Origin of the sequence: Pseudoalteromonas sp. SG44-17, assembly GCF_014164235.1 — a bacterium.
Classification (GTDB): domain Bacteria; phylum Pseudomonadota; class Gammaproteobacteria; order Enterobacterales; family Alteromonadaceae; genus Pseudoalteromonas; species Pseudoalteromonas rhizosphaerae.
This window is the reverse complement of record NZ_JACJEV010000005.1, coordinates 1-15,651: the sequence shown is the minus strand read 5'-3', so window position 1 is coordinate 15,651 and position 15,651 is coordinate 1. Positions and strand designations below refer to the sequence as shown.

The 15,651-nt window shown below is 39.9% G+C and carries 11 protein-coding genes; 5 read left to right on the top strand and 6 right to left on the bottom strand.

The annotated features are described in order from the left end of the window. The first annotated feature begins 39 nt into the window (after positions 1 to 39). Positions 40 to 804 (top strand): divergent polysaccharide deacetylase family protein, encoded by a 765-nt coding sequence (locus tag H5182_RS05490; RefSeq protein ID WP_182731556.1) that lies wholly within the window; start codon positions 40 to 42, stop codon positions 802 to 804. Positions 805 to 919: 115 nt separating this feature from the next. On the opposite strand, the gene lpdA is transcribed toward H5182_RS05490, so the two are convergent. From lpdA to ampD, 6 genes are all read right to left on the bottom strand, one after another. After that, positions 920 to 2,347: a dihydrolipoyl dehydrogenase gene (gene lpdA / locus H5182_RS05485; protein ID WP_145235220.1), complete on the bottom strand. Its 1,428-nt coding sequence runs from the start codon at positions 2,345 to 2,347 to the stop codon at positions 920 to 922. A 195-nt stretch (positions 2,348 to 2,542) separates the two neighbouring features. Further along, entirely contained in the window at positions 2,543 to 4,450 is a 1,908-nt protein-coding gene (gene aceF / locus H5182_RS05480) for a pyruvate dehydrogenase complex dihydrolipoyllysine-residue acetyltransferase (protein WP_149981339.1), read from the bottom strand. A gap of 10 nt (positions 4,451 to 4,460) precedes the next feature. Continuing rightward, positions 4,461 to 7,127 carry a pyruvate dehydrogenase (acetyl-transferring), homodimeric type gene (gene aceE / locus H5182_RS05475; RefSeq protein WP_182759664.1) on the bottom strand — a complete coding sequence of 889 codons (2,667 nt, stop codon included), beginning with the start codon at positions 7,125 to 7,127 and terminating at the stop codon, positions 4,461 to 4,463. A gap of 114 nt (positions 7,128 to 7,241) precedes the next feature. Next, a complete protein-coding gene (gene pdhR, locus H5182_RS05470; protein ID WP_145235214.1) occupies positions 7,242 to 7,991 on the bottom strand; it encodes a pyruvate dehydrogenase complex transcriptional repressor PdhR in 750 nt (249 codons plus the stop codon). 352 nt (positions 7,992 to 8,343) lie between these two features. Next, a complete protein-coding gene (gene ampE, locus H5182_RS05465) occupies positions 8,344 to 9,195 on the bottom strand; it encodes a beta-lactamase regulator AmpE (RefSeq protein WP_182759662.1) in 852 nt (283 codons plus the stop codon). 27 nt (positions 9,196 to 9,222) lie between these two features. After that, positions 9,223 to 9,768, bottom strand: a complete 546-nt coding sequence (gene ampD / locus H5182_RS05460; RefSeq protein ID WP_182739957.1) for a 1,6-anhydro-N-acetylmuramyl-L-alanine amidase AmpD — start codon at positions 9,766 to 9,768, stop codon at positions 9,223 to 9,225. An 828-nt stretch (positions 9,769 to 10,596) separates the two neighbouring features. Here ampD and nadC point away from each other — a divergent pair. The 4 genes from nadC to H5182_RS05440 all read left to right on the top strand — a co-directional run bounded on the left by nadC (position 10,597) and on the right by H5182_RS05440 (position 15,619). Beyond that, a complete protein-coding gene (gene nadC / locus H5182_RS05455) occupies positions 10,597 to 11,442 on the top strand; it encodes a carboxylating nicotinate-nucleotide diphosphorylase (protein ID WP_182759661.1) in 846 nt (281 codons plus the stop codon). 536 nt (positions 11,443 to 11,978) lie between these two features. Beyond that, on the top strand, positions 11,979 to 12,419 hold the full coding sequence (locus H5182_RS05450) for a pilin (RefSeq protein ID WP_220497076.1): 441 nt from the start codon (positions 11,979 to 11,981) through the stop codon (positions 12,417 to 12,419). Positions 12,420 to 12,524: 105 nt separating this feature from the next. Further along, positions 12,525 to 14,393, top strand: coding sequence for a sulfatase-like hydrolase/transferase (locus tag H5182_RS05445; RefSeq protein WP_182759660.1), 1,869 nt, complete (start codon positions 12,525 to 12,527; stop codon positions 14,391 to 14,393). Next, positions 14,393 to 15,619: a type II secretion system F family protein gene (locus H5182_RS05440; protein WP_182759659.1), complete on the top strand. Its 1,227-nt coding sequence runs from the start codon at positions 14,393 to 14,395 to the stop codon at positions 15,617 to 15,619. The genes H5182_RS05445 and H5182_RS05440 overlap by 1 nt, the downstream gene beginning before the upstream one ends. The last annotated feature ends 32 nt before the right edge of the window (positions 15,620 to 15,651 follow it).

Genomic DNA, 15,651 nt, shown 5'->3' with positions numbered 1-15,651 from the left:
TTTTAGCTCACTATAAAAAAGATAATAAAAATTATAAACGTGAAAAAATTAACTTGGTTGTTCTGGCTTTTTTTTAGCTTGCCTACGCTTGCCGCAAATAAGCAAATAGCGATTGTGATTGATGATATTGGCAATCATCAACGCGACCTCGAAATCCTAAATTTACCAGGTAAAATATCGTTCTCGATTTTGCCTCATACCCCGTATTCGCAAGTTTTTGCGCGCCTAGCCAGTAAGTCGAATAAAGAATTACTGCTGCATATTCCCATGCAAGCACTCGACAGCAGCAAAGCACTTGGCCCCGGCGCACTCACCAGCAATATGAGTAAAGAACAATTACAAATCACCCTCGGCAATGCGCTTGCAACCTTACCGCAGGTCAAAGGTGTAAATAATCATATGGGCTCAGCACTTACTCAAGAAAGCCTGCCCATGAAATGGACTATGGAAGTGCTGAAAAAGCGCAACCTGTACTTTTTAGATAGCCGCACTACAGGCTTAAGCCAAGCGCAAAATGTTGCCAACTTATATGGCGTTGAAAATGTCGGCCGCCATGTGTTTTTAGATAATATTCCCAATGAGAAACAGTTACAATTTCGCCTCAACGAACTAAAGTATAAAGCCGAACGTTATAACTTCGCCATCGCGATTGCCCACCCTTACCCTGAAACCATTGAATTCTTACAGCGCATGCTACCCGAACTTGAACAACAAGGTTTTGAACTCGTGCCGCTATCACAACTAGTCGAGCGTAAATATATACAACTTGCGCAAGCTGAGCATAAAGGGGTAGGAGCGAGGTAAACAGGACTTAGCAATAAGCCGTAAATTTTAAAGGGTCATATTAATCAACTTATGACCATTAAAAACAAAAAACCCAAGCCGAGGCTTGGGTTTTTAAACAATTAACTAAAAGAACTTACTTCTTCTTTTTAACTGCTTTTTTATTTGGTAAATCAGTGATTGAACCTTCAAATATTTCAGCTGCAAGGCCGATTGATTCGTTCAATGTTGGGTGAGCATGAATAGTTAATGCTAAATCTTCACCGTCAGCGCCCATTTCGATACCTAGACCGATTTCGCCCAGCATTTCACCTGCGTTAATACCAATCATAGCACCACCGATAATACGGCCACTTTCTTTATCAAAGATCAGTTTAGTAGAACCTTCAGTACGAGAAGATGCAATTGCACGACCTGATGCAGCCCATGGGAATACAGCTGTTTCGATGCTTAAGCCTTGCTCTTTTGCTTCTTTCTCAGTTACGCCAACCCAAGCGATTTCTGGGTCAGTATAGGCAATTGAAGGAATACATTTCGGATCAAAGTAATGTTTTTGACCAGAGATAACTTCAGCAGCAACGTGACCTTCATGAACCGCTTTGTGCGCAAGCATAGGTTGGCCAACTAAGTCACCAATCGCGAAGATGTGGTCAACGTTAGTTTTAAGTTGCTTATCAACATTAATGAAGCCACGCTCATCAACATTAACACCCGCTTTGTCAGCATCTAATAAGTTACCGTTTGGTGTACGACCAACAGCAACTAATACTTTGTCATAACGTACTGGTTCAGCTGGTGCGTTTTTACCTTCAAATGTAACGTATAAGCCGTCATCTTTCGCTTCTACGCCAACAACTTTAGTTGATAGCATAACGTTAAATTTATCACTTACGTATTTTTGGTAAATCTTGATGATGTCTTTATCAGCAGCTGGTACTAGTTGGTCAGCAAATTCAACCACGTCGATTGCAGAACCTAGTGCGCGATACACAGTACCCATTTCAAGACCAATAATACCACCACCTAATACTAATAGCTTTTCAGGGATGTCTTTAAGCTCTAGTGCACCGGTTGAATCAATTACGCGGTCATCTTCAGGAATGAAAGGTAAGTTTACAGGTTTAGAACCAGCAGCAATGATAGCGTTATCAAAAGTAATTGTTGTTTTACCGTCAGCGCCTTCAACATCAAGCGTGTTGCTACCTGTGAATTTACCGTAACCGTAAACCACTTTAACTTTACGCATTTTAGCCATGCCGTCTAGGCCACCAGTAAGTTGGCTAACAACTGACTCTTTCCACGAACGAATTTTATCTAAATCAATTTGTGGTGCGCCAAAAGTAACACCATGAGATGACATTTCTGCTGCATCATCAATTACTTTAGCTACGTGTAAAAGTGCTTTCGAAGGAATACAACCAACATTAAGACATACACCGCCTAATGTGTCGCGAGATTCTACTACTGTTACTTCTAAGCCCAAGTCAGCAGCACGGAAAGCCGCAGAATAACCACCAGGACCACCGCCTAGTACAACAACTTGAGTTTTTAATTCGTTGCTCATGCTTTTACCTTAATTGTTTGAACGGGACACTGCCCTAAAGTTTAACTGCCATGTTTCTGCAAGGCAGAAAGGGAGAGCAGATCAAAAATTTATGCAAGATATACAAAGATTGTATCATTGCAAATGGTAAAAATCCCAGCAAAAAACAACTGGCTGGGATTTGATTCTATTTATTTCGCTACATGCAGCAATTGCTTACATTACTAATTGGCGAATATCGCTCATGTAACTTGCTAAAGTTACAGTAAAGCGTGCAGCTAGTGCACCGTCAATCACCCTATGGTCGTAAGACATAGAAAGTGGAACCATTAGTTTTGGTTCAAACTCTTTGCCATTCCACTTAGGTTTAATTTCAGACTTAGAGACACCTAAAATAGCAACTTCTGGGGCATTTACGATTGGCGTAAAGGCTGTACCGCCAATACCACCAAGGCTTGAAATTGTAAAACAACCACCTTGCATATCAGAAGAGGTAAGTTTGCCGTCACGCGCTTTAACAGATACTTCCATTAATTCACGCGATAATTCAATGATGCCTTTCTTATCAACATCTTTAAATACTGGCACAACCAAACCGTTTGGCGTATCAACTGCAACACCGATATTGATGTACTTCTTAAGAATTAAGCTTTCACCGTCGTTAGATAGTGATGAGTTAAATGTAGGGAACTCAGCAAGTGCTTTCGCTGCTGCTTTCATTACAAATACCAGCGGGGTGATTTTAACACCTAGCTTTTTCTTCTCGCTAAGGGCATTTTGCTCTTTACGGAACTCTTCAAGAGTTGTGATATCAGCTTCATCAAACTGCGTAACATGCGGGATTTGCACCCAGTTACGGTGTAAGTTTTTACCCGATAGCTTTTGAATACGAGATAGTTTTTTCTCTTCGATTTCACCAAATTTAGCAAAATCAACTTTTGGCCATGGAATTAAACCAAGTTCACTACCACCAGTATTGCCAGAAGCTGTCGCTAATTGGCCTGATTCAACTTGCTTAACTAAGTTCTTCACATAGTCTTGCACGTCTTCTTTCACAACGCGATTTTTACGACCTGAGCCTTTTACGTTCGCAAGGTTAATACCAAACTCACGGGCTAAGCGGCGAACAACTGGCGATGCATGAGCATACGCACTATTGTTTTCAAAACTTTCATTGCTCGCTTTTGCAGGCGCTGCTTGTGCAGCTGGAGCTGATTCTGCTTTCGCTGCTGGTGCAGATTCAGAAGCCGCTTTTTCAGCGGTAGCTGCAGGTGCACTGCCTTGCACTTCAAATACAAAGATAAGTGAACCGGTCGATACTTTATCGCCCGCAGCAACTTTAATCTCTTTAACAGTACCGGCAAACGGTGCTGGTACTTCCATTGCCGCTTTGTCGCCTTCAACGTTTAAGATTGACTGATCTTCAGTAACCTTATCGCCTACTGCAACCATCACTTCAGTGACTTCAACCTCATCACCGCCGATATCAGGCACGTTTACTTCTTTACTGCTTGGCGCTGAACTTTGTGCCGGCGCAGACTCTTGAGCTGGCGCTGTTTCTGCTTTCGCAGCTGCAGGCTCACTACCAGCCACTTCAAAAACAAACACTAAAGAGCCTGTTTTTACTTTATCGCCAGCGGCAACTTTAATTTCTTTAACAGTACCTGCAAACGGCGCTGGTACTTCCATTGCCGCTTTGTCGCCTTCAACGTTTAAGATAGATTGTTCTTCTTCAACGGTGTCGCCAACAGCAACCATGATTTCCGTCACTTCAACTTCATCATCGCCGATATCTGGTACCGTGACTTCTTTAGTTGTTGAACCTGAAGACGCAGCAGGTGCTGCAGCTTCAGATTTTGCTGGTTCTGCAGGCGCTTCGCTAGATGCTTGCTCTTCACCTTCAAACAAGAATACTAAAGAACCCGTAGTAACCGTGTCGCCCACGTTTACTTTGATTTCTTTTACAGTACCGGCTTGTGCCGCAGGTACTTCCATTGAGGCTTTATCACCCTCAACAGTTAGTAATGATTGGTCAACGTCAACTTTGTCACCAACGCTCACTAGAATTTCGGTTACTTCGACTTCATCGCCACCGATATCTGGTACTTTAATTTCAATACTCATTGCAAACCTCTTATGCGTACAGTGGATTAAGTTTGTTAGTGTCGATGTTGAACTTTTTAAGTGCTTCAACCACAACTGACTTCTCAACTTCACCACGTTTAGCAAGTTCAGATAACGTCGCAACTACTACGTAGCTGGCGTTAACTTCAAAGTGACGACGAAGGTTTTCACGGCTATCAGAACGACCGTAACCATCGGTACCTAATACTTTGTAGTTGCTGCTTGGAATGAATGAACGCGCTTGTTCTGCGTAGTTTTTCATGTAATCCGTTGCGGCAACAGTCACTGAGTCATTCAGTACACTGGTGATGTAGGCAGTCTTCTGTTCGCTTTCAGGGTTAAGCATATTGAAACGCTCAACATCTTGCCCTTCACGAGTTAATTCGTTGAACGACGTTACTGAATACACATCAGATGCAATACCGTAATCATCACTTAAAATCGCGGCTGCTTTACGCACTTCAGTCATGATAGTACCTGAGCTTAATAGCTGTACGCTGGCTTTTTTGCCTGCGTAGCTTTCTAGCTTGTAGATACCTTTACGAATACCTTCTTCAGCACCTTCTGGCATAGCAGGTTGTGCATAGTTTTCGTTCATAAGCGTTAGGTAGTAGTAAATATTTTCTTGGCTTTCACCGTACATACGACGAATACCATCTTGAACAATAACCGCTACTTCGTAAGCGTATGTTGGATCGTAAGAGATACAGTTAGGTACTGTGTTAGCAAGAATATGGCTGTGACCATCTTCGTGCTGTAGACCTTCACCGTTTAATGTTGTACGACCAGCAGTAGCACCTAATAAGAAACCACGTGCTTGTTGGTCACCCGCCATCCATGCCATGTCGCCAACACGTTGGAAACCGAACATTGAATAGTAGATATAGAATGGGATCATTGGTAAATCGTTAGTGCTGTATGATGTTGCCGCAGCAACCCACGATGACATTGCACCTAACTCGTTGATACCTTCTTGCAATACTTGACCCGATGTTGCTTCTTTGTAGTAAGAAACGATATCACGGTCTTGCGGCGTATAGTTTTGGCCATGCGGGTTATAAATACCGATTTGACGGAATAAACCTTCCATACCAAACGTACGCGCTTCATCGGCAATAATTGGTACGATGTTTTTACCAATACCTTTATCTTTCAATAAGATATTAAGTGCACGAACAAAGCCCATAGTGGTAGAGATATCACGCTTTTGCTCTTCAAGTAATGGCTTAAATGCTTCTACTTCTGGCAGTACTAACTTTTCAGTAAAGTTAGGAATACGTTTTGGCGTATAACCTTTAAGTGCATCACGGCGAGCATGTAAGTACTTGTGCTCAGCCGAACCTTCTTCAAGTGTTAAATAAGGAAGTTCTGCAAGTTGCTCTTCAGATACTAAATCATCAAGACCTAAACGTGAACGTAAATGGGCAACGTGTGACATGTCCATTTTTTTCACTTGGTGAGCAATATTCTTACCTTCAGCCGCTTCACCCATGCCGTAACCTTTTACAGTTTTAGCTAGGATAACTGTTGGGCGACCTTTGGTCTCTTCTGCTTTTTTGAATGCAGCGAATAATTTTGATGGCTCATGACCACCACGCTTAAGCGCGAAGATTTCGTCATCTGTCATATCAGCAACAAGTGCTGCTGTTTCAGGGTAACGACCAAAGAAATGCTCACGTACGTACGCGCCATTTTTAGCTTTATAAGTTTGGTAATCGCCATCGACTGTTTCGTTCATCAATTGCAATAACTTACCCGTAGTGTCTTTAGCTAGTAGGATATCCCAGCCGCTGCCCCACACTAGCTTGATCACATTCCAGCCAGCGCCTTTGAATAGACCTTCAAGCTCTTGAATGATTTTACCATTACCCATTACTGGGCCATCTAGGCGCTGTAAGTTACAGTTAATTAAGTAACAAAGGTTGTCTAGTTTTTCACGGGCAGCAAAAGAAATAGCGCCACGCGATTCTGGCTCATCCATTTCGCCATCGCCTAAAAACGCGTATACACGTTGGTTTTTAGTGTCTTTTAAACCACGACCATCTAGGTACTTTAAGAAGCGCGCTTGGTAAATAGATGCGATAGGACCAAGACCCATAGATACCGTAGGGAACTGCCAGAATTCAGGCATTAATTTAGGGTGTGGGTAAGATGGTAAACCTTCGCCATCAACTTCTTGACGGAAGTTATCAAGCTGCGCAGCAGATAAACGACCTTCAACAAATGCACGTGCATAAATACCCGGAGAAATGTGACCTTGATAATAAACTAAGTCACCGCCGTCTACATCATTTGGGGCTTTGAAGAAATGGTTAAAACATACTTCATAAAACGCCGCTGATGACTGGTAAGACGCCATATGGCCGCCTAGGTCGAGGTCTTTTTTCGAAGCACGCAATACAATCATGATTGCGTTCCAACGAATAATAGAACGAATACGGCGCTCAAGGTTTACGTCCCCTGGGTAAGCAGGTTCTTGATCTACCGGGATCGTATTAACGTAGTTTGTGTTGATACCTGTTGGCATATCAACACCGTCTAAACGGGCTTGCTCTAATACTTGCTCAAGTAAAAACTGAGCACGTTCAACACCTTCTTCACGCACAACTGATTCAAGAGCTTGTAACCACTCTTGTGTTTCTAGCGCGTCTACGTCAATTTTATTGACTTCAGACATATGGAGGTTTCCTTATGTTTAAAATACGAATGTTCTTAATTAGCACTGTGGTAATCGTGTTGCCATATACAGCACTTGCTTAAATTATTTATCTTTAACTTAGTTTTTTGTTACTTAATTTTGCTTTGTGCGTCTTAAACTACGCTCAATTCGTGAATGCTCTTTACCTGCTTCCAATAACGCTTCTTCAATGAAAGCTAAGTGAGCATTACTGGCAAGTCGCGCCTGCTCTGGATTCCCTTCAATCACTGCATCCATCAATAAACGGCGGTGCTCAGCTAAGCGCGAACTAATATGCGGCTTCTCTAACAATACCGTTAAATTTTGTAAAACATTTTGCTCAAGCAATGCCCGCATACCGCGCACTAAATGCAGTAACACCACATTATGCGAGGCTTCTGCCACACTAAAGTGAAACGCGTTAATTGCTTTGGCTTTTTGTAGTAAATCATCATGAGCCAATGCAATGCATTCAAAGCTTTGCTTAACTTTAGCAAAGTCAGTGCTAGTACCACGAAGCGCAGCATAATAAGCTGCAATCCCTTCGAGAGCATGACGAAACTCTAATAAATCAAACTGTGATTCAGGATGTTTACTGATCAAGTCAAATAACGGATCAGTGAGCCCTTCTTCTAGCTGATTTTTTACAAACGTTCCGCCACCTTGACGTCGCGTTACTAAGCCTTTTGCCTCTAGCTTTTGAATGGCTTCACGTAATGAAGGGCGAGACACTTCAAATTGTTTGGCTAATTCACGCTCTGGCGGCAGTTTCTCACCCGGTGCTAATGAGCCCTCAAGAATCATGTTCTCAAGTTGCTGTAAAATAACATCCGATAGTTTTGCTGCTTTAATCTTTAAAGACATTAATCAACGTCCGCATTGTAGTGGAAATGTAACCTGAAAAATCCAAGTTTGTGCCCAGAGACTAGACCAAAAGGTAAATTGGTCATACCAAATTTGAGCCATACGTTATCAAAAAGCAAGTTTGCTGTCAATTTCGCTGCGACGCACCTTAAAAAACACCCTAACGTATTTTGCACAAAGATCAAACAGTATGAGATAAAGCCTGTGTTTAGGAAGGAATTTTATAAAAAAATACAATGGTCTGACCAGGTGATTGGGAGATGAAGCTTTAGGTTTTAGGTTTTAGGTTCTAGGTTTTAACAATAACTTCCCTAACGCCTAGTTACTTCCCTAAAACCTAGCACCTGTTTATTTACGCTAACCCGCCAAACAACGTTAGCAAGGCAATCAACACCAAGTAAAATAACACATTTCGTTTTACAAGCTTCATCATACAAGTTGCTTCATACGCGCAACCAAAATGTTGCTGTTCTATTTGCTCTGCGGCAAGCGCGGTATTAGTAACCACTTTACGGTTACTCACTGTAAAATCGAGTGCATAATGCAGCCAGCAACTGGTGCCTTTATTAAAGTTACCTATTACTAGATAACCAAAGCTGGCGATTCTGGCTGGTAACCAATCAAGCCAAAATAATAATGAATGAATAAGTTTAAAACGTTTGGCATACACAACTTTATGGTCGTTCTGCACTAAATCAGCAAAAGTACGTACTAATGCATACAAGGTCGCGCCAGGTACGCCTAATATTACAAACCAAAAAATAACTGCACAATAAAAACGAAAGTTTACCCAAGCCAACGTTTGTCCAAAGGTTTCGCCGCCTTTTTGCTCTTCCGTTTTCTTTTGCCCCATTTGCAGTGCATATAAGGTTGCCGCTTGCTGATCATCACGGGTTAGCGCATTTAAATAGGACTTATATAAAGCACGTTGTTTAGCACAGCCAAAACAAACCAGCAGCACAGCCACATTAATAGCTAACTGCCATAATACAAAATCAGATAAGGTAAAAATAACCGCCACAAGTAATACCGGCAAACACAACCAAATAATAAATCCTGCAGGCGAATTGAATAGACCTTGCTCGCCAAGCTGTTTTTTTGAACGTGTTAAATAGCCTTGCGCGTAATAGCTTATTTGCCAATAATCAGATCGGGCACCTAAACGCTCTAATATCAGAGCTATTATTATAGAAATTAAGATCATACTTTTCTCTTTCCAAATGGGCGCTAGTTAAAATATAGCAGCAAAATAATGATTCCAATCAAAACTGTCTCCAGGGTCTGTTTTTCTCCCTGGTGCAATGTGACAATGGCCAACAACACGCTCGCGAGTGATAGCTGGGTATTTATATATCAATGTCTTAGTTAAGGATTGTAATGCATTATATTGATTTTGGGTATACGCCGTTGTATCTGTACCTTCAAGCTCAATACCAATACTAAAATCATTACACTGACTACGTCCTAAAAACTCAGACTGGCCAGCATGCCAAGCACGTTTACTAAAAGGCACATACTGAACTATTTCACCGCTGCGTTTGATAAAACAATGTGCTGAAACTCTCAACCCCTTTAAATCAGCAAAGCTAGGGTGTGCTTGGCAATCAATACATCCCATAAACAAATCATCCACAAACGGCGTGGCAAACTGCCCTGCTGGCAAGGAAATATTATGAATCACTAATAAAGATATTTCCTCACCTAGTGGGCGCTCATCAAAATGCGTACTTGGTCGCTGGATAGCGGTACTAACGACACCAAAAGAGTTTATTTTCATAGTTTATATTCATAATGGCCTGTAAATAAATGCATAGTCAGATGCTAATAGATTTCCAAGTAGAATAACAGCAAAGCACTTTCATTGTTTTGCGCCGGTAGCAGCGAGTTTACCTCGCGACTGTTTCAGCATTTCCATAGACAAACCAATTTCACCACCGAGCCCACCGAGGCGCTTTGCTACACCGAGAAGACAAAAGTAAAGTTAATAACTATTACCTATTGGTTTTTCCTCTGTGAGCTCGGTGCTCTCTGTGGTGAATAAATCACTAAAAGACTTTTGCACAAAGAGAAGTGAATGAGAAGAACAAATGCCACGGGCTTCGAGCGGGGAGCTTCGAATATGCCCTAGCATCTAGTCACTTCCTAAAACCTAGTCCCTATTTTTAAATTACTTCTCTAATGCGCGGCGCCTCATAACCTGTTTGTGAATATACGCGGGGTAAACCCGCGCCTAAGTATTGGTAGCAGCGAGTTTACCTCGCGACTGTTTTTACATTTACACAGATACACTATTTCACCACCGAGGCGCTTTGCTACACCGAGAAGACAAAAGTAAAGTTAATCACTATTACCTATTGGTTTTCCTCTGTGAGCTCGATGATCTCTGTGGTGAATAAATCACTAAAAGACTTTTGCACAAAGAGAAGTGAATGAGAAGAACAAATGCCACGGGCTTCGAACGACGAACTTCGAATATGCCCTAGCACCTAGTCACTTCCTAAAACCTAGAACCTAGAACCTAATCAAACTTATAGCTTCAGCCTTCTCTTTCACTTTCAAACCATGTAAAATTTGTGCAATTTCTTAATTATAATGAGCTTTTATAATGTCTATCCCACACAGCCTTTTAAGCCAATTGGTTAAACTTGCCCTTGATGAAGATTTAAATTATCAAACAGCCGAACAAGGCGACATCACCGCGCAATTAATTCCAGCGGCGCAGCACGCTAATGCCAAAGTGATCACCCGTGAAGATTGCGTGTTTTGCGGAAAAGACATTATCTTAGAAGTATTCAAACAAGTTGATCCGAGTGTAGCCGTTAATGTATTGGTAAATGATGGTGATACAGTTAAAGCTAACGATACCTTATTTACAGCAATAGGTTCTGCCCGCGCTATTTTAACAGCCGAACGTACCGCACTTAATTTTGTACAAACCTTGTCAGGTACAGCCACCACCACAGCGCATTATGTAAAAGAACTCAGTGGCACCAACACCCAACTACTCGATACCCGTAAAACCATTCCGGGCCTACGGGCATTACAAAAGTACGCGGTCAAATGTGGCGGTGGCGCAAATCATCGCATTGGCTTATTTGATGCGTTTTTAATTAAAGAAAACCACATTGCCGCCTGCGGTGGCATCGATAAAGCCGTAGCGCAAGCAAAACTTAATCATCCAACTAAACCAGTAGAAGTAGAAGTCGAATCACTTATTGAGCTAGATCAAGCCATTACAGCCGGTGCTGATATTATAATGCTGGATAACTTTAGCGTTGAGCAAATTCAACAAGCAGTGGTACTGACCGATAAGCGCGCTAAATTAGAAGTCTCGGGTAATATGACCTTAGAAACACTGCACACCTACTCACAGGCTGGGGTTGATTTTATATCCAGCGGGGCACTTACAAAAAATTTACAGTCAATCGATTTATCAATGCGCTTTGAGTAATAATCAAACTAAATAACAAATATTATGTTTCCCTAATGCGTTGACAAACTGATTAAAAAAGCATTAAATACGCCGAAAGGCTTACACTGTAACAAAATGTTAATTTTAGTGCTTTATATAATACGAAATAGTGCTAATGTAAGCCTCTAGGATGAATGAATTAACTTTCAACCAATTCTAAAGAACTACTTTCAGGTATTGTTTTACACCGCACGGCTACTTTGATGAAAGCTGTGAGTTAAATAAACAACATTAATACCAAGTAGTGGGTGAAGAAAGTTTTTAAAATTCGATGAAATGCAGTTAAAGCCGCTTTCAATCAGCTGTTTTAGTGCTAAAGTAGATCTAACAGAGTAATTTTAATAGTTGCAAAAACCTACCCAGCAGTATTTAGCTAGGCACTGGGTTAGGTATTAGTAATTTAACGATTTTAAAAAAACCGTAAGATAAAGCAGTTACAATAGCTAACGTGATTACACACTTTACTAACATAATTTATTTAGCTTACAAAAAACACTATCCTTTAGGAGAGGAACATGGAAAAAATGACACAACAAAGTCAAAAGGGTTTTACCCTAATTGAATTAATGATTGTAGTAGCAATCATCGGTATTTTGGCAGCAGTAGCTTTGCCTGCGTATCAAGATTATACAAAGCGCGCTCATGTAAGTGAAGGTATAACCTTAGCTGCGTCTGCAAAAGCTGCTGTTACTGAATATTATGTATCACAAGCTGCTTGGCCAACAACTAATGCGCAAGCTGGGCTTCCTGACAGCACTACAATTACTGGTAATGCAGTGACAAGTGTAGCTGTTGGTAATGGCAACGGTGAAATAACTGTGACTTATAATGATAAAGTTGCTGATACAACAACTATTGTTTTCGCACCAACAGTTGCATCAACAGGTGGCTCTATAACTTGGATATGTACTGGTGGAACGGTTGACGATAAATACCGCCCTGCAAACTGCCGTTAATAACTTCTTGAGCGTAGCTCTTAGCTACGCTTGAAACCTAATTAAATGATAATAAATATATTAATTTCTTTTATACTTTTCATACTTAGCTCTTATTATTGGCTAATGAAATTAAGTTCACAAAATCTTGGCATTGAGTCTACAGAAAAAAAACTTTCTAATGCGTTGTCAAGTTACCCTTTCTTATATGAAATATCTTTATTTTTTATTGGAGTTTCACTATCAATAATACTTCTAGGAGTAATTGCTCACATTGCTTCAGATAATTTAAAAACATTACAAAATAAAAGCTTATCATACTTCACTTGTGTTTTAATAACTTGGTGTCTATTATTTTTTTCTATTTTAGGTTTATCAAGTAACCTATATCCTAGTCTCTTTTTTAGTCACTCCACTTGGAATAATTTCATATTGCTTGTTATTACAATTCCAGCATTATTATTATTACTACTCTCATCATTTATAACTAGAAAAAACATTAAAACACTTTTATTAATATCACTAACATTGACAACTGCTGAACTAAATAATTTCAAACTAAAAAAAGAAGAAAAAAATAATACAACAAAGAGAAATGTTTTTATTATAGGTATAGACTCGCTAAATATTAATGAGATTGATAACAAAAAAATGCCATTTTTACAGTCATTCATTGATAAATCAAATTATCTTCCAATCACTTATACTCATATAGCGAGAACTTTTCCATCATGGATTACTATCCTTACAGGGAATTACCCAATAACAAATAAAGCTCGTTTAAATTTAACCGATTTTAATCAAATTAATTTAAAGAAAACACTACCATACTATTTAAAGGCAGCAGGATATGTAAATTATTATATTCAAGATGAAAGACGATTTAATAATATTGATGAAAGACTTTATTTTGATAAAATAATTGGCCCCCCCGCAACAGCAGCAGAGTTCCTATTATCTAAAGTGGTTGATTTTCCTTTAGTTACTTTAGCATCTGAGTTGAAGTTTTTTAACTTATTTATGCCACATATCATAAATAACAGAGCAGCATGGGTTACCTACAGCACTGAAAAATTTAATAAAAAAATAGAACAAAACATATTAAATACTGACAGTCCTATTTTTTCAGCAGCTCATTTTACACTTCCACATTGGCCTTATAAAATAAACAAAAAAACAGATGGCATCGATAGTGATTATAATAAATATTTAAAAACATTATCAATAGTCGATGAACAAATAGAAAGCTACTTCGCCATACTAAATGGTAAAGGATTATTAGAAAATGCTCTAGTATTTATAGTTTCTGATCATGGCGAAAGCTTTTCTAGAGAAAGTGACATACCAGACAATAAAAACCCTGAAATCATTAACTTAGCAGGCCATGGAACCACTATTATTTCGAACTCTCAATACAGAACGCTACTTAGCTTCGGGCACATAAAAAATGGAGAAGTACATAAGTTCAAAAATGTAAAGCCTATGCTAAACTATGCATTATCTGATATCACACCTACTATTATTGATATCTTAAATTTAAATGTGACTGAGAAATTCGACGGAATGTCTATTTTGAAAGTAAAAGAACAAAGAAGTATACCTCTTGAAAGCTCATTACAACCTATGTTTAATAGTAAAGGCACTATAGATATAGATGGTACCATTCAACAAAATTCATATTTGTTCGAAGTGGATTCATTAGGTAAAGTAGTTGTTAAAGAAGAGCTTTATCAACGTGCCGTTATATCTAAACAGAGAGGCATTATATTTGATAAATGGCAAATATCATTTTATCCGGAACATGACAATAAAATTTACATTACTGATTTAGAAAAAAAAGTATTATATAATGACAGCGATTTTTCTGATATATATCTAAAAAAAGAATTAATAAAAAAGTTATGTAATCATTTTAATAGTGAAATAATAACCGCTAACATAACCCCATGCATAAACTCTGATTACGTCCTCAGTAATTCTCAAAAGGCTCTATAATGGCAAAGCAACCGGACAAAAAAGGATTTGATACTTTTGAATGGGTAGGCGTGAGTGCTCGCGGGAAGCGCCTTGAAGGCGAAATGACAGGCGCAAGTATAGCTTTAGTCAAAGCCCAATTACGTAAACAAGGTATCACCCCCTCAAAAGTTAAACGTAAAGCCAAGCCTTTGTTCGGCGTGCGTATGCAGGCTATTACGCCAAAAGATATTGCTTTAGTTACGCGGCAAATTGCCACTATGTTAATGGCGGGCGTACCACTTATTCAATCAATCGAAATGATTGGTACCGGCTCAACAAACAAAAGCGTTGCAAAGTTAATGGAAACCGTCGGCGATGAAGTGAAAGCCGGTGGTGCTTTATCTGATGCACTGCGTAAACATCCTCGTTATTTTGATGATTTGTATTGTGATTTAGTTGCCTCCGGTGAGCAATCTGGTGCACTGGATAAAATATTTGACCGCGTTGCCCTTTATAAAGAAAAGTCAGAAGCGCTGAAATCAAAAATTAAAAAAGCTATGTTCTACCCAATTGCTGTATTGGTAGTGGCGTTAATTGTTACCTCAATCCTGCTTATTTTTGTAGTGCCGCAATTTCAAGATATTTTTGCCGGCTTTGGTGCAGAACTCCCTGCGTTTACTTTAATCGTGATAGGTATTTCTGAGTTTATGCAAGAATATTGGTGGATGATGCTCATTGCCTTAGTAGGCTTTGGCTGGGCTTATAAGGAAGCGCTACTAAAAAGCAAAAAACTACGCGATGCCAACGACCGTGCTATTTTAAAATTACCCGTAATTGGTATGATTTTAAACAAAGCTGCAGTGGCGCGCTATGCCCGTACGCTTTCGACCACCTTTGCGGCGGGTGTACCTCTAGTTGATGCGCTGGACTCAGCTGCTGGGGCTTCAGGTAACGCGGTTTATCGTTATGCTATTTTAGACATTAAAGCTGAAGTAAGCTCGGGGAATCAAATGAACTGGGCGATGCGCAACTCAAAAATATTCCCCGATATGGTGATACAAATGGTCGCCATAGGTGAAGAGTCAGGCTCTTTAGATGGTATGCTGGCAAAAGTTGCTACTATTTATGAGCAAGAAGTGGATGATGCAGTAGATGGTTTATCAAGCCTATTAGAGCCGCTTATTATGGCGGTACTCGGCGTACTGGTTGGCGGTTTAATTATTGCCATGTACTTACCTATTTTCCAACTTGGGTCGGTTATATAAAGCTGTAAGCTGTAAGCTGTAAGCTGTAAACT

Excerpts from the sequence above, each read along its gene's own strand:
- lpdA (WP_145235220.1), bottom strand. The coding sequence starts at position 2,347 with ATGAGCAACGAATTAAAAACTCAAGTTGTTGTACTAGGCGGTGGTCCT.
- aceF (WP_149981339.1), bottom strand. The coding sequence starts at position 4,450 with ATGAGTATTGAAATTAAAGTACCAGATATCGGTGGCGATGAAGTCGAA.
- aceE (WP_182759664.1), bottom strand. The coding sequence starts at position 7,127 with ATGTCTGAAGTCAATAAAATTGACGTAGACGCGCTAGAAACACAAGAG.
- pdhR (WP_145235214.1), bottom strand. The coding sequence starts at position 7,991 with ATGTCTTTAAAGATTAAAGCAGCAAAACTATCGGATGTTATTTTACAG.
- ampE (WP_182759662.1), bottom strand. The coding sequence starts at position 9,195 with ATGATCTTAATTTCTATAATAATAGCTCTGATATTAGAGCGTTTAGGT.
- ampD (WP_182739957.1), bottom strand. The coding sequence starts at position 9,768 with ATGAAAATAAACTCTTTTGGTGTCGTTAGTACCGCTATCCAGCGACCA.
- nadC (WP_182759661.1), top strand. The coding sequence starts at position 10,597 with ATGTCTATCCCACACAGCCTTTTAAGCCAATTGGTTAAACTTGCCCTT.
- H5182_RS05450 (WP_220497076.1), top strand. The coding sequence starts at position 11,979 with ATGGAAAAAATGACACAACAAAGTCAAAAGGGTTTTACCCTAATTGAA.
- H5182_RS05445 (WP_182759660.1), top strand. The coding sequence starts at position 12,525 with ATGAAATTAAGTTCACAAAATCTTGGCATTGAGTCTACAGAAAAAAAA.
- H5182_RS05440 (WP_182759659.1), top strand. The coding sequence starts at position 14,393 with ATGGCAAAGCAACCGGACAAAAAAGGATTTGATACTTTTGAATGGGTA.